16 protein-coding genes are annotated in these 23,232 nt (G+C 66.0%); 11 read left to right on the plus strand and 5 right to left on the minus strand.

Annotated elements, in window-relative coordinates; genetic code table 11:
• Positions 1-44: 44 nt before the first annotated feature.
• The 4 genes from ABIE19_RS16015 to ABIE19_RS16030 form a co-directional block, all read right to left on the minus strand.
• The gene (locus tag ABIE19_RS16015) at positions 45-3,122 is read right to left on the minus strand and encodes a TonB-dependent receptor (RefSeq protein ID WP_354090230.1); all 3,078 of its coding nucleotides are present in this window, start codon (positions 3,120-3,122) and stop codon (positions 45-47) included.
• Between the two features lie 74 nt (positions 3,123-3,196).
• Complete coding sequence (locus ABIE19_RS16020; protein WP_354090231.1) at positions 3,197-4,171, minus strand: FecR family protein; 975 nt, start codon at positions 4,169-4,171, stop codon at positions 3,197-3,199.
• The gene (locus ABIE19_RS16025; protein WP_354090232.1) at positions 4,168-4,737 is read right to left on the minus strand and encodes an RNA polymerase sigma factor; all 570 of its coding nucleotides are present in this window, start codon (positions 4,735-4,737) and stop codon (positions 4,168-4,170) included. The genes ABIE19_RS16020 and ABIE19_RS16025 overlap by 4 nt, the downstream gene beginning before the upstream one ends.
• A 147-nt stretch (positions 4,738-4,884) precedes the next feature.
• Positions 4,885-6,678 (minus strand): ABC transporter ATP-binding protein, encoded by a 1,794-nt coding sequence (locus ABIE19_RS16030; protein WP_354090233.1) that lies wholly within the window; start codon positions 6,676-6,678, stop codon positions 4,885-4,887.
• Positions 6,679-7,077: 399 nt separating this feature from the next.
• Here ABIE19_RS16030 and ABIE19_RS16035 point away from each other — a divergent pair, with 399 nt between their 5' ends.
• The 11 genes from ABIE19_RS16035 (at position 7,078) to ABIE19_RS16085 (ending at position 21,802) form a co-directional block, all read left to right on the plus strand.
• Positions 7,078-7,818 carry a hypothetical protein gene (locus ABIE19_RS16035; protein WP_354090235.1) on the plus strand — a complete coding sequence of 247 codons (741 nt, stop codon included), beginning with the start codon at positions 7,078-7,080 and terminating at the stop codon, positions 7,816-7,818.
• Between the two features lie 93 nt (positions 7,819-7,911).
• Positions 7,912-8,472: a TetR/AcrR family transcriptional regulator gene (locus tag ABIE19_RS16040; protein WP_354090236.1), complete on the plus strand. Its 561-nt coding sequence runs from the start codon at positions 7,912-7,914 to the stop codon at positions 8,470-8,472.
• Between the two features lie 67 nt (positions 8,473-8,539).
• Entirely contained in the window at positions 8,540-10,117 is a 1,578-nt protein-coding gene (locus tag ABIE19_RS16045; RefSeq protein ID WP_354090237.1) for a serine hydrolase, read from the plus strand.
• Positions 10,118-10,126: 9 nt separating this feature from the next.
• Complete coding sequence (locus ABIE19_RS16050) at positions 10,127-10,849, plus strand: helix-turn-helix domain-containing protein (RefSeq protein ID WP_354090238.1); 723 nt, start codon at positions 10,127-10,129, stop codon at positions 10,847-10,849.
• A 205-nt stretch (positions 10,850-11,054) separates the two neighbouring features.
• A complete protein-coding gene (locus tag ABIE19_RS16055; RefSeq protein WP_354090239.1) occupies positions 11,055-12,035 on the plus strand; it encodes a dipeptide epimerase in 981 nt (326 codons plus the stop codon).
• Positions 12,036-12,063: 28 nt separating this feature from the next.
• The gene (locus tag ABIE19_RS16060) at positions 12,064-14,304 is read left to right on the plus strand and encodes a TonB-dependent receptor (protein ID WP_354090240.1); all 2,241 of its coding nucleotides are present in this window, start codon (positions 12,064-12,066) and stop codon (positions 14,302-14,304) included.
• A 33-nt stretch (positions 14,305-14,337) separates the two neighbouring features.
• Positions 14,338-15,606, plus strand: coding sequence for a peptide MFS transporter (locus ABIE19_RS16065; protein WP_354090241.1), 1,269 nt, complete (start codon positions 14,338-14,340; stop codon positions 15,604-15,606).
• A gap of 106 nt (positions 15,607-15,712) precedes the next feature.
• Positions 15,713-16,222 carry an RNA polymerase sigma factor gene (locus tag ABIE19_RS16070; protein WP_354090242.1) on the plus strand — a complete coding sequence of 170 codons (510 nt, stop codon included), beginning with the start codon at positions 15,713-15,715 and terminating at the stop codon, positions 16,220-16,222.
• Positions 16,223-16,229: 7 nt separating this feature from the next.
• Complete coding sequence (locus ABIE19_RS16075) at positions 16,230-17,195, plus strand: FecR family protein (RefSeq protein WP_354090243.1); 966 nt, start codon at positions 16,230-16,232, stop codon at positions 17,193-17,195.
• Between the two features lie 96 nt (positions 17,196-17,291).
• The gene (locus ABIE19_RS16080) at positions 17,292-20,447 is read left to right on the plus strand and encodes a TonB-dependent receptor (RefSeq protein WP_354090244.1); all 3,156 of its coding nucleotides are present in this window, start codon (positions 17,292-17,294) and stop codon (positions 20,445-20,447) included.
• Positions 20,448-20,461: 14 nt separating this feature from the next.
• On the plus strand, positions 20,462-21,802 hold the full coding sequence (locus ABIE19_RS16085; RefSeq protein WP_354090245.1) for a purple acid phosphatase family protein: 1,341 nt from the start codon (positions 20,462-20,464) through the stop codon (positions 21,800-21,802).
• A 44-nt stretch (positions 21,803-21,846) separates the two neighbouring features.
• On the opposite strand, the gene fahA is transcribed toward ABIE19_RS16085, so the two are convergent.
• On the minus strand, positions 21,847-23,142 hold the full coding sequence (fahA, locus tag ABIE19_RS16090; RefSeq protein ID WP_354090246.1) for a fumarylacetoacetase: 1,296 nt from the start codon (positions 23,140-23,142) through the stop codon (positions 21,847-21,849).
• Positions 23,143-23,232: the final 90 nt, after the last annotated feature.

The following is a 23,232-nucleotide window of genomic DNA, read 5'->3' on the forward strand; positions in this document are numbered from 1 at the left end:
AGGTCCGGCGCCGCCTGGGATGGCGCCGCCGGATCCATGTCGGATTAGAACTCGACCTGGACGCCCAGGGTGAAGGCGCGTCCGGTGACGCCGTAGGCCGAGCTGTAGTTGTACAGGTTGCCGCTGTCAGTGCCGTCCGGCAGGAAGGGGCCGTAGTCGTTGAAGATGTTCTTCACGGTCCCGAAGACCTTCAACTGCGGATTGCTGCGATCCGGCTTGAAGCTGACGCTCAGGTCATGGCGCCAGTAGTCGTTGATGTAGAGGAACAGCGGATCGGTCCAACCTGCGGCGGCGGCCTGTTGCTGGCGCTCTAGGCTGTCGACGACATCGCCGATGTAGCGCGAGGACCAGCGCACGCTCCAGACGTCGTCATACCAGGCCAGTCCGAAGCGAGCCTCGTCCTTGGCGGACCCCACTTCGCCGACCGACTCGACCAGTTCGATCTTGTCGATGCTGTCGTATTCCGTGCTCAGCTCCAGACGGCGGCTGTAGTTCATGCTGGCGCGGAATTTTCCTGGCACGTTCCAGCGCTCCAGATCGAAGCGGTAGGAGGCGGCCACGTCCACGCCGCGAGCGCGGGTCTCGTTTAGGTTCTGCTCCTGGTTCAGGATGCGGACCAACTGACCGTTCTCGTCACGTGTGATGGTGTCGCAGAAGACGTTGTCGGCGCCGGCCGGGTCCGAATAGCAGCCCAGCAGCAGGGCGGAGTTGCTGAGGGAGGAGATCACGTCGCTGATCTTGATGTCGTAGTAGTCGACGCTGGCCTCGAAGCCGGGAAGATAGGACGGGCGATAGACCAGGCCGACGGTCCAGGTGTCGGCGGTCTCCTCGAACAGGTCGGCGTTGCCGGCGTTGGGCGCCTTGATCTGGGTGCTGAGCTGGCGGAAGGTTCCGTCGGGCGATGCGGCGATGGCGGCGGCGATGCGGCTGTCGGCGCGGCAGTTGGCGGCGACGGTTCCAGCCGTGTTCGCCTTCACGCCGCTGCAGACGTCGACGACAGTGTCGGCGTCGTCGCGAGGCGGAGAGAACAATTCGCTGGTGTCGGGCGCGCGTTGGGCCCGGGCGTACTCCGTGCGCAGACGCAGGTCCGGGATCGGCGACCATTGCACGCCAGCGCGATAGCTGACGGTCGTGCCCACGGATTCCAGATTATAGTCGGCCACGCGAACCGCGCCGTTGATCACCAGGCGGTGGGCGAACGGCAGGTCGGCCAGCAGGGGAATGGACGCCTCGGCGAAGACCTCCTTGGCCTTGATGGTCCCCTCGTATTCGGGAAGGAAGGAGGAACTGGCCACGCCGCTCTGGATCAGGGGGTCGGTGCGGGTCTGGGTATGTTCACGGCGAACCTCGAAGCCGAAGGCGGTCGCGATCGGACCGGCGGGCAGTTCGAACAGGGTGCCGGAGACATAGCCTTCGACCGTGTCCAGCCGATTGGTCGGGCGATAGAAGGTGTTGGCGCGGATGTAGTCGGCCATTTCGGGCGTGATCGAACCCACGCCGAAGATGTTCAGGGGCACGCAGCCGTCGGCTCGCGCCGCCGCGCTTCGGCACTGAACCACGCCGTTGACCCGTTCGGAATCCAGGGCCCATTGAACGCGTTGCAGGTTGAGGGTGTTGCCGCGGATCTGTTCCCCTTCGAACTTGCCGTAGCCGTAGGTCAGCTTCCAGTCCCAGTCGCCGGGCAGGGACCCCTCGACGCCCAGCCAGCCGCGAATGGTCTCGCGTTCGTTGTGGATCAGGTTGGGACCCACCTCGACCACGCGACGGCGGAAGTCGATGCCGGAACTCGAGGCCGCCGACTTGATCTGGGTCGGAGCGAAGGGATTCAGGGTGCGCGACAACCGCCCGACGGTGAACTCGTCATTGACCCCGAAGGTGGTGGTGTTGCTGATCGTCGTGGGTTCGCGCGTCGAATCCGTCACGACGTTGGAATAGAGGGCCTGTCCCCAGATCTTGAGGTTGTCGGTCACGGCGAAATCGAACTTGGCGGCGCCGTTCAGATTGTCGCGGGGCGTGATGAGGGTGCCGCTCAGGCGGCTTTCATAGCCGTCCACCGCCGTCACGAAATTGGGCTTCAGACCGCTGTCGTCGTAAAACCAGCGACCGCTGATGAAGCGGCCCCCGGCGCTGTTGGTCGACAGGTCGGGCGTCGTGACCGTGTTGCTGGCCGGTTGATAGAGGATGGACTGGAGCGCGCGGTCCCGATCCGTCGCCGCCAGTCGGAACTGGCGATCATAGGTGGCGCCCGCCATCAGGTAGAGGCGGTCGTTCAGAAACCGTCTGCCGGCGCCGAGCGAGTATTCGATGGAATCTCCGCCGCCGTCGCCTGTCGTGCCGCCGACGATGCGTGCGCGAACCCCGTTCAGCCGGCGCTCGGTGATGACGTTGACCACGCCCGCGATGGCGTCCGAGCCATAGACGGCCGAGCCGCCGCCGGTGGTCACCTCGACGCGGTCTACGAAGAATTCGGGGATGGTGCTGAGGCTGACCGCGTTCTTGTTGCCGGCGTTGGAGACGGTGCGGTGCCCGTCGATCAGGGTCAGGGTGCGGTTCTCGCCCAGATTGCGCAGGCTGATGGTGGAGAGGCCGTTCGCCTGGGTGGCGGTCTGGCTATTGGCCAGGGAGACGCCTTCCTCGACGCCCGGTATGTCCTGCAGGGCTTCGGCCAGATCCATGAAGCCCTGTTCGAGCAGGGTTTCGCGTTCCATGCTGACGACCGGCGTGGCCGCGTCGAAGACGTTCTTCAGGCGCGAGCCGGTGACGACCACCTCCTCGACGGTGGAGGCTTCTTCGTTGAAGGCGGAACGCTGCAGCGCCTGACGGACGATGGCGAGGGCGCCCGAACGGTCGCGCTGGACCGTCAGGCCCGTGCCCTCAAGCAGTCGGCGCAGCGCGGTTTCCGCGTCGGTCGCGCCGTGGACGCCCGAGGTCCTGACGCCGCGAACGTCTTCGATCTTGTAGACCAGTTGCACGCCGGCCTGCCGCGCGAAGGCGTCCAGGGCGCCCTTGAGATCGCCCGACTGGACGTCGAAATTGCGGGACTGCGCCGCCGCCGCTCCTGCCAGAACCAAGGCGCATGCGCTGCCGGTCAGCACATGGCGCAGAAACGAAACCTTCTTCATGTAACCCCCTTGTCGCCCGGATTGGGCGCCCTCAAGGGGGTGTGACAAGGGGCGAGGAAAAATCCCCTACATCCCTATTCGGATAATTTTACGGTTTCGCCGTCGCGTGCGATTTCCAGTCCATAGGCGCTGCGCAGGAGACGAACGAAGGCCTCTACATTGGTGGCTTCGAAGCTGCCGCCGATACGGATGTCCGCAGTCCGGGCGTCCACAACCACCAATTGCGTCTCATTGTAGCGATTGAACTCGGCGACGGCGTCGGTCAGCGTGACCTGGTCGAAGACCAGCAGGCCGCGGCGCCATGCGAGTTGGTCCTGCACCTTTTCAGGCGAGGTGCGGCTTTGGAGCACAGATCGGCCGTCGCCTGTCGCCACGTCGCCGCGAACCAGGATGACGGCGCGGGGCGCGGAGGCCGTCTCCGGGCCGCTGAGCCGCACGCGACCTTCGGCGACCACCACGCGGACCTTGTCGCCGTCGCGGCGGATGCTGAAACGCGTGCCCAGGACGGTGACTGTGCGATCGCCCATATGGACGGTGAAGGGACGAAAGGCGTCGTGCGCCACCTCGAAATAGGCTTCGCCCTGGTCCAGCCAGGCCTGCCGCCCGTCTTCGGACATGGCGGCGCGCAGGCGCGTTTCCGTGTTCAGTTCGATGCGAGAGCCGTCGGAAAGGGCCACCAGGCGTCGCTCGCCCGTCTCTGTCGAATAGGTCGCTGCGCGCGGCCAGAAGGTCAGGGCGGTCGCCAGCATGAGAGCGGCCAGACCGGCCGCCAGCCCCATCTCCCAACGGAAACGCTTCCTTATCCGGGATGCTGGACGAGGCGTCTCCTGAGTCTCGGAGACCGTATCCGCCAGGGTTTCCGGCGAGCGCAGAGCCGACAGTCGACCGGCCTTCTCCCAGCTGTATTCCAGGCGCCAGAAGGCGGTGCGGTTTTCGACGGCGGCGTCCAGCCAGGCGGCAAGCTGCGCCTGATCTTCATGGGACAAGCCGTCCGCCTGTCGGGTCAGCCAGAGCGCGGCCGCCTGTTCGATTTCGTCATAGGAGGTCATGACGGCTCCCTCTTGGCGGCGGTCCTGGAGGGGGAGCGACGGATCTTCCCCGAACCTCCCATCATGAAGTTGGCGAGCGCCCTCAGGCCGTGAGCCATCTGCTGCTCCACGGTGCTGACGCTGATATTGAGGTGGTCGGCGGCTTCCTTGGCGGACAGGCCTTCGATGCGTCTCAGGATCATGACTTGGCGACAACGGGGCGGCAGACGGTCCAGGCCGGCCTGCACGCGCCGCAGTTCCTCGCGAGCGGTCAATTGGCGATCCAGATCGACGGCCGCCGCGTCCGGAAAGCTCGCCTCAAGGTCGGCGACCAGGTCGAAGGACACGATCTTCGCGCGCTTGGCCGTGTTGATCAGATGATTGCGCGCCGTGGCGAACAGGAAGGCGCGAGCGTTGAGTGGAAGCTGATTCCGGGCGGCGGTGTAGATCTTGGCGTAGATGTCCTGCCGCAGATCGACCGCGTCGCTCTCATTGCGCCAGTTGCGACGAATATAGCGGGTCAGGGCCGACTCAAGCGGGAAAATCTCCCGAAAGAACCAGGCCTTCAATTCCTTGTCGTCAATCATGCCGGTTCCGTCTTCCGCCCAGGTTGGATCGATCCGAGGCGACTCGTCAGACACCTGAGTTTGGAAAATCCCCTACATGATTGGTTGAGCATCCGTCGCCCGTCGGCGCAATGGGCTGACAGGCGACGGAGCAGGGCGACGCAGGGATCACCCCACGATCTCGGGCTCGGTTCCCGCCTGCCGTTCGAACAGGCGACGGTACTGCCCATCGCCGGCGGCCAGCAATTCGTCATGGGAGCCGTCCTCCACGATTTCTCCTGCCGAGAAGACGAGGATGCGGTCCAGGGCGCGGACCGTCGACAGACGGTGGGCGATGACGATGGCGGTGCGGCCGACCAGCAGGCGTTCCATGGCCTGCTGGATGGCGGCTTCGCTTTCGGAGTCCAGGCTGGATGTCGCCTCGTCCAGGATCAGGATCGGCGCGTCCGCCAGGAAGGCGCGCGTGATCGCCACCCGCTGACGTTCGCCGCCCGACAGCTTGACGCCCCGTTCGCCGACCAGGGTGTGGTAGCCCTTGGGCAGTCTGGCGATGAAGTCGTGTGCATTGGCGAGGCGCGCGGCCTGTTCGACCTCCTCCAGCGTCGCCTCCGGCCGGCCGTAGCCGATGTTCTCGGCGATCGATCGGTGGAAGAGAATGGGCTCCTGCGGCACGATCGCCACCTGGCGACGCAGGGAGGCCTGGGTCGCATGGGTCACGTCCTGATCGTCGATCGTCACCCGGCCGGCATCGACGTCGTACAGGCGCTGGATCAGCTTGACGAAGCTGGTCTTGCCCGAGCCTGACCGCCCGACCAGTCCGACCCGCTGTCCCGCAGGAATGGCGACGTCCAGAGCGCGGAAGAGGGTCTTGTCCTGGCCGACATAGCGGAACGTGACGTCCTCGAAGCGGATGGAGCCGGTCTTGATTTCGATCGGCTGGGCGTCGGCCTTGTCGGCGACGTCCAACGGCTCTCCATGAAGCTGCACCAGTTCCTCCATCTCGTTGACCGAGCGCTGGAGCTGGTGGATGTGCATGCCGATCTCGCGCAGGTAGCCGTTCAGCACCAGATAGCTAGTGATGACATAGGCCATGTCGCCGGCACTGGCCTGGCCGCGCATCCACAGCCACAGGGCCACGCCTGTCACCGACAGCCGCATCAGCCACAGGATGGCGCTCTGGCCCGTGCCTGCCCAGGTGAAGGCCATCCAGGTGCGGCGCGTCCGCTTGCGCCACTTGGCCAGGGTCCTGGCCAGAAGAACTTCCTCGCGCGCCTCGCCGCCGAAAGCCTTGACCACGGCGTTGGCGCCGATGGCGTCGGCCAGGACGCCGCCGATCTTCGTGTCCCACTGGTTCGACAGTCGCGCGATCGGCGCCAGCACCTTGGTCGCCAGGCCCACGGTCATGACGATGTAGGCGAGGGCGCCCAGGCCCATGACCAGGCCAAGGATCGGCCAGTGCAGGGCAAGGAGGATCACCGTCCCCGCCAGCACCGTCAGGGACGGCAGCAGGGAGAGCAGGAGTACGTCGTTCAGCGTGTCGAGCGCCCACATGCCGCGCGTGATCCGCCGAACCGTCGAACCGGAGAAGGCGTTGGCGTGCCAGTCGGTCGACAGGCGCTGGACGCGGGCGAACCCTTCCTGGGTCACGTCGCGCATCATGTTCAGGGTCAGGGGCGTGATCGCCCACCAGCCGAGATGGCGGAACACCACCATGGCGCCGCCCAGGGCGGTGATGACGGCGAAGGCGGCCCATGCGGCCTGGATGTCGCCGCGACCCACGGCGTCGATGATCCGACCGGCGTAGAGCGGGCCGAAGACCTCGGTCAGGGTCGCCAGCAGCATGGCGCCGGCGCAGGCGGCGGCCAGAACGGGCGTCCGACGCCACAGTCGGAAGGTGAAGACGAGCACCTTGCGCAGCACGGAGGCGTGCGGAAGCGAGTCCGCTTCTTCATGATCAGTCATGGAAATCGCCGCGATAAGACGCGGTCCTTGGTTGTCAGCAATGGTCGGAACGGGCCTTGAAGGCGCCGCGAGAGGCGTCAGCGGCTGCGACGGCCGCTGAACATCGGGAACCCACGGACGGGCGTGGTCTTGTCAATCATCACGCCCTCCTTTCCCTCGAATAGCTGGACGGAGACGTGGGTATCAGAAGCGGCTTCCGGCGACAATGTTTCTCGGGAGGTGCGGCGATGTGTACCCGGCCTTCGGGAGGGCGGTTGCAATTGAGAAACGTTCAATAGGAAGCGACAGGGCGCTTGCGACATGATGTGAACAGTGTCTAATTATTTGGGGCGGGGCATTGCGACGCCCCGGTCGTTGAGTTCCGGCTGAGCGGTCGGTCGCTGTGTTGAGGGAAATCTGATGAAGAGCTTCGTGATCGCCTGCGGCCTGGCCGCGCTTGTTCCCGCTGCGGCGTTCGCACATTCGGCGCCGAAGTCGTCGCTGTTCGAGATTTCGGACGTGGATCGTGACGCCGTCCCCGCAGGGACGCCGGCCGCCTTCTATGTCGCCTTCCCGAACGCGGACAGGAATGAGGCGGCGCGGCAGGTGGGAGAGGACAGCTTCTCCTTTGTTCCTTTGGCCTTCATTCCCTTGTCGGACACACGCGTCGCCCTGGTGAGCACGGGCGCCAATGACTGTACGGGGCAGGCCTGCTCGGGCCTCAACGCCGTCCACTATCTCGATCATCCTGCGGGCGAGCCTCGCTATCCCTTCACGTTGAGCGGCGAGTGGCTGGATGTCGGCGCTGCGGGCGTGGTCGGCAATCCGGCCCAGCGTTGGGGCTGGACGCAGGCGATCGCCGACGCCCCGGTGCTTTACACCGAGGCTGGCGGCACGTGGCAGGGGCGCTCCTGCGGCTACGCCGTGCTGACGGAGTTGAAGGAGGCCGGTCCCGTCGAGATCGCCCGCATCCCTGTCTACTTCTCCGACGCCAGCAGCGATGAGGCCGCCGCCGAGGTCGAGGGGACGATCACCGCGGCGGAAAAGGGGCGCAGCCTGACGGTCTCCTACAGAGGTTCAGGCGCTTTTGATGAAACCTATCGTCGCGGCCCGGACGGCGTCTTCCGTCTGCAGGGCGAAAGCCGTGTGCCCGCCTGCTGACGGCGGCTTCGTTTCAAGAACTCGGACGGGGGTCTGTGTCGGATCATGGGGCGGCGATCGGATCACACACGGCAGGAACTCGAGCATCTGTTCGTGGTCGAAGGTCACAAGCACATGGCCGAGGTCGGCTTCGCGCGCTTCTCCGCCCGCGAGGTGGCCAAGCGGATCGGCTACTCCATCGGCACCCTGTACAATGTGTTCGGGACGCTGGATCAACTGTTGATCGCGATCAACACCCGCACCTTCCAGCTCTGGGCCGACCATGTGCGGGAGCAACTGCAGGCCGCGCCCGGGGATCGCATCGGCTGCCTGGTCGAGGCCTACTTCAGCTTCGCCAGGGCTAACGCCAACAGCTGGAACGCCATCTACGACCATCATCTGCCGCCCGACGTGACCTTGTCGGACGAACAGAACGCCCTTCGCGGCGGCCTGACCCAGATCATCGTCGACGAGGTGGCGGCGACCCTGCCGTCCTCCGTCCGGCCCGGCGCGCCGAGGCTGGCGCGATCCCTGATCGCCGTGGTCCACGGTCATTGCGTCTTCGAACTGAACGGCAGTTTCGCCCTGATGGGACTGGATCGGCCGGTCGGCCTTGCTCTGGATCGGGTTTGGGAAGCCTTGATCCACGCCGGGGCGACGCCGCGTCGTGGTTAGGCCTTAGCAAAATTATATTGCAGAAAATGCAAAATGAAATCACGGTCGCCGCAAGGGAGAGGCGATCATGATGTCACGAGTGAAAAACTACGGCGCGATCCTGGCGGTCGCGGCCTGTGCGGTCGGCGGCGCGGTCGAGGCCGCGGAGCCGGGGCGGCGCCTGACGGAGCGTCAGATCGACGAAGTGGTCGAGGCGGCGCGGGCCTCGTTCGAGATACCGGGCGTGGCCATCGCCGTCGTCCAGCCGGGCCAGCCGACCTATCTGAAGGGATATGGAGTGACGGACCATCGGGCGAACACGCCGGTGGACGCGGACACCCTGTTCGGCATCGGCTCCATCTCCAAGGCCTTCACCACCACCACCATCGCCCTGCTGGAGCAGGAAGGACGTCTGGACTGGGATGACCCGGTCATCGACTATGTGCCGGAATTCCGCCTGTCCGACCCCTGGGTGACGCGCGAGTTCACCATTCGCGATCTGGTCAGCCATCGCTCGGGCCTGCCGCCCTACGCCGGCGACCTGGTCATGCTGACGGAGGGCAAGGCCAATCGGGCGCAGGTCTATCAGGCCTTGGCGCACCTCGAGCCCAAGTCCAGTTTCCGCACCGAGTTCGCCTATGACAACCTGCTCTACATCGTCGCCGGCGACCTGATCGAACGGGTGACGGGTCGGACCTGGCAGGATGAGATTCAGACCCGCTTCATGACCCGTCTGGACATGCGGAATTGCGTGCCGGACCAGAAGCGTCTGGGGCCGGACGCCGCACGATCCCTGGCGCATGACTATGCCGACGGCCGGCTGACGACGGTCGACTTCCCCCTGCCGGACATCACCCTGGCGGCGGGCGGCATCTTCTGCAATGCGCGCGGCATGGCCCAGTGGATGGCCTATAATCTGGATCCCGCGAAGGGGCCGGAACTGGACGCCGCCCGGCGTGCGGATCTGTTCAGCCCGGTCACCCTGATGCCGCTCGGCCGCTCGGCCTCGCCCTATCAGGCCGGAACGACTTTCAACGCCTATGGCCTGGGCTGGATGGTGCAGGACAGCTTCGGGCGTCGCGAGGTCCAGCACGGCGGCGGCCTGCCGGGCATGGTCAGCTATCTGAGCCTTTATCCCGACGACGGTTTCGGCGTCATGGTCATGACCAACAAGACCAGCGGGGCGGCCCGCGCCATCGCCCAGCAACTGGCGGCGCTGAAGTTCAGTCCCAATCCGGTCCGCGCCGTCGCCGACCAGGGGCGCGCCGAGATCGCCGCCGTTCGCGCCGCCCAGGCCGATACGGCCGCCGCCGGATCAGCGGACGCCGCCGAAGGCGAGGCGCAACGTCCGGCCTTGCCCCTGGCGCAATACGTCGGCCGCTATGACGACGCCTGGTTCGGGCCGGTGGAGGTGCGGCTGGAAGGCGACGGCCTGGTCATGGACCTTGGCTCGCAGGCGATGACGGGGCGCCTGCGCCATGTCGGCGGCGACCGCTTCATCGCGGCCTGGCGGGATCGGACGTTGAACGCCGACGCCTATGTCAACTTCCGCGTGGATCCGCGCGGCCAGGTGCATGACATTGAAATGGCGCCCGTGTCGCCGCGCACGGACCCCTCGTTCAATTTCAGAGACCTGCGTCTGGTCAGGGCCGCGAAGCGGCCGTAGGGAAGAGGAATGACGCGCCCCTCTGTTCCTGCCGGAGACGATGACGCCGCAACGGGCGGGGAGGCGCTGCGCCGTATCCGCAAGAGCCGCAGGCTGACCCTGGAGCAGGTGTCGCAACTGACCGGCATCCCGACGTCGTCGCTGTCGCGCATCGAGAACACGCGGCTGCGATTGACGGTCGACAAGATGCACCTCTTGGCCAAGGCGCTGGAGGTGCCGGTCGAGCGCCTGCTGGGCGATGTCGGGGCCGAGGATGAAACTTCGGGCGGCGGCGCGGGGCGCGTCGGCGGGCCGCCGCAGGGCGCGCGCCGAAGCGCGGGGCGGCTGACGGTCGATCGCGCGCCGGAACGACGCCCGGAGCGCTTCTGCGACGCCATGGTCCACTACCTGTTCGGGGCGGACGAGGCGCGGGCGCTGGACTGCGGGCATTTCCATTTCCAGCCCGTCAGCGTCTGGGAGTCGGAGTTCGTCCGACACCCGGGCGAGAAGGTGGTCTACGTCATCAAGGGGACCGCCGTGGCCTATGTCCAGGGCCAGAACCCGGTCCTTCTGGAGGAGGGCGACGCCCTGCACATGGACTCCTCCGCCTGGCACAGCGTGGTGGCGGTCAACCAGCCGGCCGAGGTGCTGGTCACCTACTTCCACGGCGGCGGCAAGGGCTATGACGCCTTTGAAAGCCGCGCCTTCTCGCGCGAGGCCTGGGCCGCCTTTCCTGTGCCGGACGACGAATAGGCGATCTGCGCCGCAAGGCGCTGAAGGGGCGGGGACGTCCTAGTTTTCTTTTGCTTCTGAAGGGTTTGGGCCTCGCATCCTGTGGATGCGGGGTGTTTTTTGCAGTGCATGATTTTCTATGTGCTGATTTTGCAAATTATATCCTTGCCATGTGCAAAATTTCACGAATATTGCTGTGAATGCAAAACGAGTTCTGGGAGGGATCGTGAAGCTCACAGCCTTGAAGCGACGTCTGGATCTGACGACGCCGTTCCGCGTGTCGTTCGGCGAAATCTCCGGCATGGACGTGGTGGCGGTCGCCCTGGACGGCAGCGGCGTCACGGGGCACGGCGAAGCCTGCCCGATGCCGATGTTCGGCCATACGGCGGAGGCGGTGCTTCATGATCTGGCCTCGGTCGCACCGGATATCGAGGCGGGTCTGATCGATCGGATCGAACTGCAAAGGCGACTGCCGGCGGGCCCGGCGCGCAATGCGCTGGACTGCGCCTTCTGGGACCACGAAGCCAAGCAGTCGGGACGTTCCATCTGGGAACTGACCGGATTGAAGGCGGTCGACACCCTGGACTCCGACGTCACCATCGGCATCGAGACGCCGGAAGAGACCGCGCGTCTGGCCCGAACCCATCGCCATGCGGGGATGATCAAGCTGAAGCTGGGCGGCCCCGACGACATGGCCTGCGTGCGGGCCGTGCGTGAAACCCTGCCGGCGACCCGCCTGTTCGTCGATGTCAACGGTGGCTGGACCCTGGACCAACTGAACGCCCTAGCGCCCGAACTGGCGGCGCTGGACGTCTTCATGATCGAACAGCCCTTGCCGCGCGGCGAGGACGAGCAGATCGACGGCTATGTCGGAAGCGTGCCGTTGTGCGCCGACGAGTCCTGCCAGGATCGCGGCGACCTGAAGCGGCTGCAGGGCCGGTACGCCTTCGCCAACATCAAGCTGGACAAGACCGGGGGCCTGACCGAGGCGCTGGCGCTGGCTCGCGAGGCGCGGGCGCGGGGCATGCGGCTGATGGTCGGCTGCATGATGGGGTCGGGTCTGGCCATGGCGCCGGCCTATGTGCTGGGCACCCTGTGCGAGGTCGTGGACCTGGACGTGACCCTGTTGCTGAAGAACCCGGCGGACGCCTCGGTGCGTCATGACGGGCGGCGGCTGACCGGTTTCAGCCGGGATCTGTGGGGCTGACATGATCATCAGGGGAGGGAGAACCAAGATGATTGGCGACAAGACTTATACGAGCATGGGCTTGCTGGCGGCGGCCCTGGCCCTGTCGGCGACGCCGGCGGCGGCGCAATCGGTAGCGGAGGCGGCCCCCAATGCTGCGCCTTCGGACCCTGCGACCGTCGTCGGCGATATCGTCGTGACGGCGCAGAAGCGGTCGCAGAACCTTCAGGACGTGGCCAACTCGGTCGCCGCTCTGTCGAGCGCCGAGATCATGGAAACGGGCAAGAACGGCCTGGCCGACATGGTTTCAGCTGTGCCCAGCCTGTCCATGGTGTCTCAGGGGCCGGGTCTATCGACCATCGCCCTGCGCGGCGTGACCACCGGCGGCGTCCGCAACGACGAGCCTCAGAACAAGGAGACGGTCGGGGTCTATATCGACGAGACCCCGATCTCGGTGAACGGCTTCAACCCTGATCTGGGCCTGTACGACCTGTCGCGGGTCGAGGTTCTGCGCGGCCCCCAAGGAACCCTGTACGGCTCGGGCGCCATGGGGGGCGCGATCCGCATCATCACCAACAAGCCGGATCTGGGCGCCTTTTCCGGTTCGGTCGAAGGCTCCGCCTCGCACACCCGCCACGGCGAGGCCAACTACAGCGCCAAGGGCATGATCAATGTGCCGCTGATCACGGACGCCGTGGCCCTGCGGGCGGTCGCCTATCATACCTATCAGGGCGGCTATATCGACAATACGGCCACCGGCGCGGACAATCAGAACGACGCCACGACGACGGGGGCTCGCCTGCAACTGGGCGCGCAACTGACGCCCGAACTGCGGGCCAACCTGACCTATATGCATCACAACCTGGAAACGGGTTCGCGGGCCAGCCAGTCGGCGCCCTTCCAGCGCGACATCCGCGCTTTCGACGGCCTGACCGACCGGATCAACATCTTCAACGCCGCCCTGGACTATGATTTGGGCTGGGCCTCGGTCAGTTCCTCGACGTCCTTCCTCAAGAAGAAGAACACCAACCGCACCAGCCTGGAGTTCCTGATCGAGTCGGCTCTGGGCCTGGATTCGCCTGCGCCCCTGGTGGATACGACCGAGATCGAGGACTTCTCACAGGAACTGCGGATCGCCTCCAGCGGCGACGGGCGGCTGAGCTACATCGCCGGCGTTTTCTATCAGGACCGCAAGCGCGACTATATGCAGGATGGAACCGTGCCGGGCATCGACGCCCATGTGGGGGCGCCGTCGTCTGATTTCGGCGCTCCGGGCGTGGATCAGGTCTTCTACGGCTTCCAGAACATCCGGCAGAAGCAGAAAGCGGTCTTCGGCGAGTTGTCCTACAAGATCACGCCGCGCCTGACCGCGACGGCGGGCCTGCGCTATTTTGATTTCAGCGAGGAATACGAGACCTTCTCGTCGGGCCTGCTGAACGGCGGCGTCGATCGCCACAAGGGCGATTTCTCGGAAGACGGGATCACGCCCAAGTTCAATCTGTCCTTCGACGCCACACGGGACAACATGCTCTATGTCCAGGCGTCCAAGGGGTTCCGTCTGGGCGGGGTGAACACCACGGTGCCCGCCGATCTGTGTCGGGCCGACCTGGATACGCTGGGACTGAAGGAGACGCCCGGGAGCTTCGGCTCGGACTCGGTCTGGAACTATGAGATCGGCTCCAAGAACCAGTTCATGGACCGCCGCCTGACCCTGAACGCCAGCGTCTATTACATCGACTGGACCGATATCCAGACGACGATGAGCCTGCCGTCCTGCGCCTTCTCCTTCCGCACCAATGCGGGCAAGGCGCGCAGCATCGGGACCGAGCTGGAGGTTCGTTTCGCCGTCACCGACGCTCTGGACGTCTATGGCAACCTGGGCCTGACGGACTCCGCCCTGACCGAGGACGTGCCCTTCACGGCCTGGAAGGACGGCGATCATGTGCCGGGCGTGGCGCGCGAGCAGATCAGCGCCGGCGCGCGTCAGGCCTTCACGGTGTTCGAGGCGCGGGACGCCTACGCCCGGATCGACTACAGCTACACCGGCAAGATGAACACGCGCTTCGACACGGACAACGCCGTCAACCGGGAGTACGGCGGCTATCACCTGGTCAACCTGACGGCCGGCGTGCGTCTGCCTGGGCGTCCGATCGAGGCGTCGGTCTTCGTGCGCAACCTGTTCGACGACGACGGTCGGGTCCTGGCCAGCGCCGCCGGCCAAGTGGCGCCGGAGAGCTGGATCACCGTCCAGCCGCGGACCATAGGATTCACGGTTCAGGCGTATTTCTAAAGCTGGTCGCGGTCAGGGGGAGGACCAAGCCGCATGAGCATAGTCGCCGACGAGAAGAGCTTCCTGGGGCAGCCGCGCGGACTGCCCGTCCTCTTCCTGACCGAGATGTGGGAGAAGTTCTCCTTCTTCGGCATGCGGACCCTGCTGGTCTACTACATGACCACCACCCTGCTGATCGAGCAGGGGCGGGCGTCGCTGATCTATGGCCTCTACACCGCCGTCATCTACCTGACCCCTATCGCGGGCGGCGTGCTGGCGGATCGATGGCTTGGGCGCAGGCGGTCGGTGGTCTATGGCGCGGCGATCATGATCCTGGGCCACTTCATGATGGCTTCGGAGAGCCTCTTCTATCCGGCGCTGGCGGTGATCGCGATCGGCAACGGCCTGTTCCTGCCCAATCTGCCGGGGCAGGTGGCGGGATTGTACAAGCCCGACGATCCGCGTCGCGGCAGCGCCTACAACATCTACTACATGGGCGTGAACCTGGGGGCCTTCATGGCGCCCCTGGCCTGCGGCGCGGTGGGCGAGATCTATGGCTGGCATTGGGGCTTCGCCCTGGCCGGGGTCGGCATGGCGGCGGGCCTGGCCATCTATCTGGCGGGCGGGCGCTACCTGCCGCCGGATCCGCCGCGCAAGGCTCGATCGGAAGGCGGGCAAGGAAGGAGCGAGGGGCTGGCCCGTTCATCCCTGTGGCTGTTCGGCGGAGTGATCCTGGCCGTCGTGGTCTTCCGGATCGCCTATGAGCAGGTGGGCAACACCCTGGCCCTGTGGATCGGCAGCGACGTCGACCGCGGCCTGGGCGGATGGACCATCCCCATGACCTGGTTTCAGTCCCTGAACCCGCTGCTGGTCTTTCTGCTGACGCCGATCCTGGTCACGGCCTGGGATCGAGCGGCGCGGAAGGGAAGGGGCGGTTCCTCCCTGACGCGGATGGCGACCGGAGCGGCCCTGGTCGCCGGCGCCTTCTTCGGCCTGGCGGCGATCGCCGCCCTGTCGGGCGGAAACGCGGTGCACTGGCTATGGCTGGCCGTCTTCTTCCTTCTGCTGACCAGCGGGGAGTTGTTCATCCTGCCGGTGGGGTTGGGCCTGTTCGGGCGCCTTGCTCCGGCGCGGATGACGGCCACCATGATCGCCGCCTGGTTCCTGGCCGCCTTCGCCGGCAACCTGCTGGCGGGCGTCGTCGGCTCGACCTGGAGCTGGATGACGCCTGCGGCCTACTTCGCCCTGATGGGGGTGACGGCCTGCATCGCCGGCCTGGGACTGCTGCTGCTGGCTCGGCCCTTCCGGAAGCTGGAAGGTTGACGCCGTGATGGCCCCCAGCCACGGAGGGCGCATCCAAATCGACACGAAAACCCAGCATCTTCGTCATATGGGGCTTCTATAGCGACGCTCGGCGGGAGCGTTGCAAGTGATCGGTCACGAACAGGAAGTCGGGCGGGCGTTGGCGACGCACAATCGCGCCTTGCTGGCCTATGTCCGGCGCAGGTTGGCGAAGACCGGCGATGCGGAGGATGTGGCCCAGGAGGCGATCATGCGCGTCCTGACACGGGCGCGAGACACCCTGATCGCCGACCCGCTAGCCTACGCCATACGGGCCGCTCGCAACATACTGGTCGATCGGGCGCGCGGGACTGTCCATATCCAGATCGATGATCTGGACGGGACGGATATTCCCATAGATAGGGAAGCTACGCCGCTGGAGGCGCTGGATATGAGCGAGCGGCTGAAGCTGTGTCAGAGAGTGTTGGAAGCCATGCCGCCCCTGCGACGTGAGGTTTTCGTGCGTCGCCGCGCGGGCGAGGAATCCTACGAAGCCATAGCCAGGGACCTGAACCTGTCGGTTGAGGCTGCGCAGAAGCACTATAGTCGCGCCGCTCAGACCCTGCGTCGGACAGCGGAGGGCGGCCATGCCGGCTAGACGACGCGTGAGCGCCAGGGATGATCGAGCTGCGGCGCTATGGGCCGATGCAAGGCGGGATGCCGGCTGGAACGCCGAGAAGGCGGCGGAGCTGACGTCCTGGCTGAAGGATCATCCTGAGCGAGCGGAACTGCTGCGTCGGCATGAAGCCCTTCTTGATGACGCGGCCCTGGTCTGGGCGACGCAGCGGGTCGCGGCTCGATCCCAGACGCCGAGAGGTTTTGGCGCGTTCCGGCGGGGACGTCTGTTTCAACCGGTCATGGCCGCAGGCCTGGCGGCCGTGGCGGGCGTCGTGGTCCTGGCGGGCGTGGGGTTGGCGCCGCGTGGAGATCGGCTTGTCGGCAAACGCGGGGAGACCCAGCCGATCGCCCTGGCGGACGGTTCTGCTGTACGGCTGAACGGCTTGAGCGAGGTTCAGGTCGAGCTGGGCGAAAGCGAGCGCCGTCTGCGCCTTAAGGGCGAAGGCTTTTTCGAAGTGGCCCCCGACAAGACGCGCCCCTTCTCGGTCGAGGTCGACGGGGTGCGCGTGACGGCGGTCGGCACCCGCTTCAATGTTGATCAGCGTCCCAAGGCTGACGGCGCGGCGATCGAGGTCGTCGTGTTCGAGGGGGCGGTCGACGTGCGCTCCAACCGGGGCATTTCCATGCGTGTTCGCGCTGGGGAGCGGGCGGTCGTGTCCCGCGGCGTGATCCAGCGCGCGGTCCTGGCCCATCCCGAAGTCGAGACCGACGTGCCGTCCTGGGCCAAGGGCTGGCTGGAGTTCAACGACGCGACCCTGGTCAGCGTGGTCGAGGATCTGGAACGCGCCAGCGGCGTTCGCGTCGAACTGGCGGACCCGGCGGTTGCCCGGGTTCTGGTCAGCGGGCGTCTGGCGTCCGATCAACCTGAAAACGCCCTGGCCGCCATGGTGGGGGTTCATGGCCTGACCCTGACCCGCAAGGGGACGGATCAGTTCGTGATTTCCAAAAGTTAGGCGACCGTAGAAGCAAGTTTTCATGACAGGTGTCAGGGCGGCGTCCGTCGCCGTCTAACCCGTGACGATCAAGTTCGATCGCAGGGAAACTATCGAATGCGTATCCACAAGACGGGCCTGCTCGCGGCGGCCGCCATGGCTGTCCTGGTTTCGGCCGCGGCTCCCGCCCATGCCCGGCAGGCGACGAACAATACAGCGACGCAGGTGTCGATCTCCATCTCCGCGCAGGATCTGGGACAGGCGTTGCGGACCCTGTCCCGTGAGACGGGATTGCAGATCGTCTTCGACCCTGCGTTGACGCGCGGACGGCGGTCCGGCGCGGTTGCCGGAACCATGACCGCTCATGAGGCTCTGCGGCGCATGCTGGCCGGATCGGGTCTGGAAGCGCGCGAGGTGCGCGGGGTCCTGACCCTCGTGGCGCGACAGGCTGCGGACCTGGGCGAGACTTCGCCCGAAGCTTTCGAGGTCGAGGAAGTCGAGGTCGTCGGCTATGCGGCGGGCCTGCGCCGCTCGCTCGACGCCAAGCGCCGGGCCGACTTCATCTCCGACGTCATCAGCGCCGACGACATGGGCGATCTGCCGGCCAACAACGTGGCCGAGTCCCTGTCGCGCCTGCCGGGCGTCAACGCCGTGCGCAACCACACGACGGGCGAGGGCGACCGCATCACAATTCGCGGCCTGTCGACCGAGTTGAACACCTACACCATGAACGGCGTCCGCATGGGCGGGGCCGGTTCGCGCGACGACAACTTCTATCGCGGCGTCCGTCTCAGCTTTCTGCCGCCGGAAGGCATCGACTCGATCACCGTCATCAAGAGCCTGACGCCGGATCGCGACGGCGACGCCCTGGGCGGGTCGATCGATATCCGCACGCCGACCGCCTTCGATCATGATCCGGTCTACGGCGTCCTGTCGGCCTCGGCCGGCATGCTGGACAAGTTCGACAACGAGAAGTCGGGCGAGATTTCCGGCTCCTTCGGCCGGCAATTCAACGACAACTGGGGCTTGTTCGTCACCGGCAGCTGGTCGCGCCGCAAGTCGCAGTTCGAGCAGAACGGCGTGGACGGCGATAACCAGCCGCCGGTCTGGTACGCCGACAGCGAGACCATGGGCTGGGACACCGAGACCTTCGTCATGCGCGGCATGGACCTGGGTTTCGGCGAGACCGAGGTCGAACGTCGCGGCGTGAACGCCAGCCTGGACTATCGCGGGACCAACCACGACTTTCACCTGCGCGGTCAGTTCAATGAATACACGCAGGACGAGTTCGGCAACCGTCTGAACTTCCGCAACGACACCGGCAAGAACTCGACGCGTCTGGTCCAGGTCGACAAGAGCCTGACAGGTCTGGGGCGGCCGGAGGACATGATCGTCGGAACGGACGCCAAGCTGGGCAATATCTACGGCTACACCACGGCGCAGATCGTCGATCAGGACGGCGACGGCCGCATCACCGACAAGGATCGCAAGACCCGTTCCTATTACTCCCTCGACGGCGCATCGGGCCGTTGGGATCCGCAGGGTTTCCGCCTGCGCCGCTTCTGGGAAGGTTCGCGTGAGACGGGGGCCCTGACCTCGGTCAACCTGGGCGGGGTCAGCCGCCTGGGCGATTTCACCGTCGACTACGACCTGTCCTACGCCAAGTCCGAGGACAATATCGACGACTCCTATGAAATGGAGTTCCGCAGCGACAGGTACGGCTGGCTGGGCAACAAGGGCGTCAAGGTCACCAACTTCGGCGACAGCCGCTTCCCGAAATGGGTGCTGAACGACGCCGGCATGGCGGCGATCCACGATAACGCCCAATATGACTTCGCGGGCCTGTCGGGCGAGGTCGGGGGCGCCAAGGAAGAGCTTTGGCAGGGCCAGTTCAATGTCGAATGGCGCCCGGTCTCGACCTGGCTGGAAGCCGTCAAGGCAGGCGGGAAATACTACAGCTCCGAGCGCGCGACCTATAGCGGCGAGTTCCTGGACCTGGATGCTGAAGGCACGCTGGCGGACTTCTCGCGCTTCTACGGCAAGGAGGCGACCAGCCTGTTCGGCGGCGAATATTCAGGTCTCTATCGCCTGGGCACGGTCATCGACAACAAGGCCATGCTGGCCGAACTGCAGCGCGCCATGGCGGGAAACAGCGACTTCTTCGAGGGCTTCGCCACCGATCCGGCCAAGGCTGAACTGAGCGGCGAGGACAGCTTCACCTTCAATGAGGACATCCTGGCCGGCTATGTCATGGCCACGGCTCGTTTCGGTCGGGCCCAGGTCATCGGCGGCCTCCGCGTCGAAAACACCAACAACGAAATCTCAGCCTATATCCTGGACGAGGTTCAGGGCGCGCACTACGCCACGGACAAGAGCGACTTCATAAACGTCCTGCCGTCCGTCCACCTGAACTATGACCTGGACGACCGGACCAAGGTTCGCGCCGCTATCTGGACCAGCTTCGCCCGCCCCGATATCGCCCGCATGTCCTCGGCGCGCGAGTACGGCTACGACAGCGACCCCGACGGCGACGGCAAGGTCAATCCCAAGGGCGAATGGGTTCTGGTCGCCATCGAGCAGGGCAATCCGGATCTGAAGCCGATGAAGGCGGTCAACTACGACCTGTCGATCGAGCGCTATAACGGCGATACGGGCGCCTATTCGCTGGGTCTCTTCTACAAGGATATCGAGAACTTCCTGTACCGTTCCTCGTCGTCGAACATCCGCGACGGGACGTCGGGCGTGAACGTCAGTCCTGACGGCGTGACCGTCTCCATGCCCAACAACGGCAAGTGGGCGCGGGTCTACGGTGTCGAGATGAGCGCCCAGCAGGTCTTCCACTGGCTGCCGGGGCCGCTGTCGGCGCTCGGCGCCAGCGTGAATCTGACGTTGCAGAAGTCGGAGGCGGAGACCGGCATCTCCTGGCACCCGCAGGGCTACACCCTGCCGCTGATGGAGACGCCCGAGGCGGTCGCCAACGTCCAGATCTTCTGGGAGCACGCCGGCTGGGAGGCCTACGCCGCCTACAGCTATCAGTCGGAATTCCTCGAAGGCATCCAGGACTTCGGCAACAATCCCTATGAGCAGGACTACGAGTTCGTGGACCTGAATGTGCGGCGCAAGCTGTGGAAGGGGGCGACCGCCTCGCTGCAGGTCCAGAACCTCTTCGACAACCACACCTACTGGTACACGGCCGGGGCCAGCACCAGCTCCAGCCGCGCCTACATCAAGAACGGTCGGTCGATCTCGGTCGGTCTGACCTACGTCTTCTGATCGGGGTGAAGAGCATGAAGACGACCCACGCCCTGATGCTCGGGGCCGTGCTTGCGGCCCTGGGCGGACCCGCCATGGCGCAGGAGCGGCCTTTGCGGCCCGAGCCTGCGCCCGTCCAGGCTTCGGACCGGCCGGTGGTCCCGCCGACCGATCAGCCGGAACGGATCATCCTGAACCTGACCGCCGATCCGGCGCATGAGATGGCCGTGACCTGGCGTACTGCGCCCGGTCTGCCCGGCTTCGTCGAATACGCCGAGGCCCAGGACGGCCCGGACTTCATCCCTCAGGCTGTCCGCGTCACCGCCGCCACTGACGATGCGGCCCTCGCCGTGCGCGAGGCGGCCGAGTTCCGTGCGGCCTATCATTCCACGGTGCTGAAGGGGCTGAAGCCGGAGACGGTCTACGCCTATCGCGTCGGCGACGGCGCGCGCTGGTCGGAATGGCTGCAGTTCCGCACGGCGGCGACCAAGGCCAAGCCCTTCACCTTCGTCTACATGGGGGACATGCAGAACAACATCCTCAGCGAGGCGTCTCGCACCCTGAGGATGGCCTTCCGCAAGGCTGGGGACGCCGCCTTCGTCATTCACGCGGGCGACCTGATCAATCGGCACGACAGCGACAATGAATGGGGCGAATGGTTCGCCGCCGGGGGTTTCCTCTACGCCCAGACGCCGCAGATGCCGACGCCGGGCAATCACGAATATGGCCGCGGCCCGGTGCTGAACCCCCAGTGGCGGCGTCAGTACACCCTGCCTGAAACCGGCCCGGCGGGTGTCGAAAAGCTGAAGGAGACGGCCTGGACCGTCGACTATCAGGGCCTGCGCCTGATCTCGGTCGATGCGCCCCTGTTCCATGGCGACGAGGCCATGAGGGCCGAGATGGTGCGCTGGCTGGACGGACTTCTGGCGGACAATCCCAACCGCTGGACGGTGCTGTTCCTTCACTTCCCGCTGTTTTCGATCGACCCGGATCGCGACAACGCTCGTGTGCGCGACGCCCTGAAGCCCTTGATCGACAGGTATGGCGTCGATCTGGTGCTGCAGGCCCACGACCATGGCTATGCGCGGGGCGCCATCGGCACGGGACCGATGACCAACGCCGGGCCGGACCATCCGTCCGAGCAGGGCTCGACCTATGTCGTTTCGGTCGCCGGACCTAAGATGTATCCGGTCGCTGACCTGGGCTGGGCGGCGCGATCCGCCTCGCGAACCCAGACCTTCCAGACGCTGGAGGTCTCGCCCGAGGCCGTCGTCTATCGCGCCTTTACGGCGACCGGGCGCGAATTGGATGCCTTCCGCCTGACCAAGGGCGCAGACGGCGTGGCGCGCGTCGAAACCCTGGAAGCGGGTCGATAAGACTAGGCGAAGGGGTCGGCTTGATCACGCCGGCTCCTTCATCGTCAACCGGCGACCACCCGTCCACGGCATTCGCCGAAGCCCAGGTTCACGAAGCCAGGCGCGCTGAGACGGCCGGACAGGGCGATCTCGTCGCCGTCCTCCAGGAAGGCGCGGGTCTCGCCGTTGGGCAGGCTCAAAGGCTCCGCGCCGCCGCGGGTGAGTTCCAGCAAGCTGCCGAAACCATCCGCCGTCGGCGCCGACAGGGTGCCGGTGCCCAGCAGGTCGCCCGAGCGCAGGTCGCATCCGTTCGAGGCGTGGTGCGCGATCATCTGACCCACGGTCCAGTACATGTGCCGGGCGTGCGACCGGCTGAGGACCAGGTCCTCGATCCCTTCCTCGCGCATCTTCCGCGTCGAGATCCGCACCTCGAGATCGATGGCGAAGCCGCCGCGCGCGCGGTCGGTCGGGTCGTCCAGATAGGGCAGGGGCGCGGGATCGCCGGCGGGGCGCGGTTCGGGCGCCGTGCGATAGGGCTCCAGGGCCTCGGCGGTCACGACCCAGGGCGAGACGGTGGTCAGGAAGTTCTTGGAGAGGAAGGGGCCGAGCGGCTGATATTCCCAGGCCTGGATGTCGCGCGCCGACCAGTCGTTCAGCAGGCAGAGGCCGGCGAGATGGCGCTCCGCCTCCGCCAGGGGAATGGGACGGCCCAGCCCGGAGCCGCCGCCGATCCAGGCGCCCAGCTCCAACTCGAAATCGAGGCGACGAGAGGGAGCGAAGATCGGATCGGCGTCAGCCGCCTTCAACTGACCCGAGGGGCGGATCACGGGGGCGTCCGTCGGACGAACCGACGAGGCCCGGCCGTGGTAGCCGATCGGCACATGCTTGTAGTTGGGCAGCAGGGGCGCGTCGGGCCGGAACAGGCGACCGACGTTCAGGGCGTGATGTATGCCGACGTAGAAGTCGGTGTAGTCGCCGATCCGGGCTGGCAGGTGCATGCGGCAGTCGTTCGTCCTATGCAGCATGGGCTCGACGCGCTCGCGCTGGGCGGGGTCGGACAGCAGGTCCGAAATCCGGCGACGCAGGGCGCGGCGGGGCGCCCCGCCGCCTTCCAGAAGGGCGTTGAGTTCGGGGCCGGACGCGGCGCGCGCCGCCTCCTGCGCTTCGCACGACAGCAGGCCGCTGTCGGCCAGGGCCGCCAGGTCGAGGATGAAGTCTCCGATGGCGACGCCGCCGCGTGGAGCGTCATCGAGGGAGAAGACGCCCAGGGGCAGGTTCTGGATGGGAAAGTCGGGATGGCCGTCAGCGCCTTCCACCCAGCTGACGCGCGCCGGATCATGGGTTTCGTCCAGACGGCTCACGCGACATCTCCCTTTTCGAAGCCGTTCCAGCAGTCGTCGTAGTCGAGTTGCATGAGGGGTGTCTTCTCGGCCCATGCGGTGGCGCGGATG

Source organism: Brevundimonas faecalis, assembly GCF_040549405.1.
Taxonomy (GTDB): domain Bacteria; phylum Pseudomonadota; class Alphaproteobacteria; order Caulobacterales; family Caulobacteraceae; genus Brevundimonas; species Brevundimonas faecalis.

Excerpts from the sequence above, each read along its gene's own strand:
- ABIE19_RS16025 (WP_354090232.1), bottom strand. The coding sequence starts at position 4,737 with ATGATTGACGACAAGGAATTGAAGGCCTGGTTCTTTCGGGAGATTTTC.
- ABIE19_RS16050 (WP_354090238.1), top strand. The coding sequence starts at position 10,127 with ATGACGCGCCCCTCTGTTCCTGCCGGAGACGATGACGCCGCAACGGGC.
- ABIE19_RS16020 (WP_354090231.1), bottom strand. The coding sequence starts at position 4,171 with ATGACCTCCTATGACGAAATCGAACAGGCGGCCGCGCTCTGGCTGACC.
- ABIE19_RS16080 (WP_354090244.1), top strand. The coding sequence starts at position 17,292 with ATGCGTATCCACAAGACGGGCCTGCTCGCGGCGGCCGCCATGGCTGTC.
- ABIE19_RS16045 (WP_354090237.1), top strand. The coding sequence starts at position 8,540 with ATGATGTCACGAGTGAAAAACTACGGCGCGATCCTGGCGGTCGCGGCC.
- ABIE19_RS16035 (WP_354090235.1), top strand. The coding sequence starts at position 7,078 with ATGAAGAGCTTCGTGATCGCCTGCGGCCTGGCCGCGCTTGTTCCCGCT.
- ABIE19_RS16085 (WP_354090245.1), top strand. The coding sequence starts at position 20,462 with ATGAAGACGACCCACGCCCTGATGCTCGGGGCCGTGCTTGCGGCCCTG.
- ABIE19_RS16030 (WP_354090233.1), bottom strand. The coding sequence starts at position 6,678 with ATGACTGATCATGAAGAAGCGGACTCGCTTCCGCACGCCTCCGTGCTG.
- ABIE19_RS16015 (WP_354090230.1), bottom strand. The coding sequence starts at position 3,122 with ATGAAGAAGGTTTCGTTTCTGCGCCATGTGCTGACCGGCAGCGCATGC.
- ABIE19_RS16060 (WP_354090240.1), top strand. The coding sequence starts at position 12,064 with ATGATTGGCGACAAGACTTATACGAGCATGGGCTTGCTGGCGGCGGCC.
- ABIE19_RS16065 (WP_354090241.1), top strand. The coding sequence starts at position 14,338 with ATGAGCATAGTCGCCGACGAGAAGAGCTTCCTGGGGCAGCCGCGCGGA.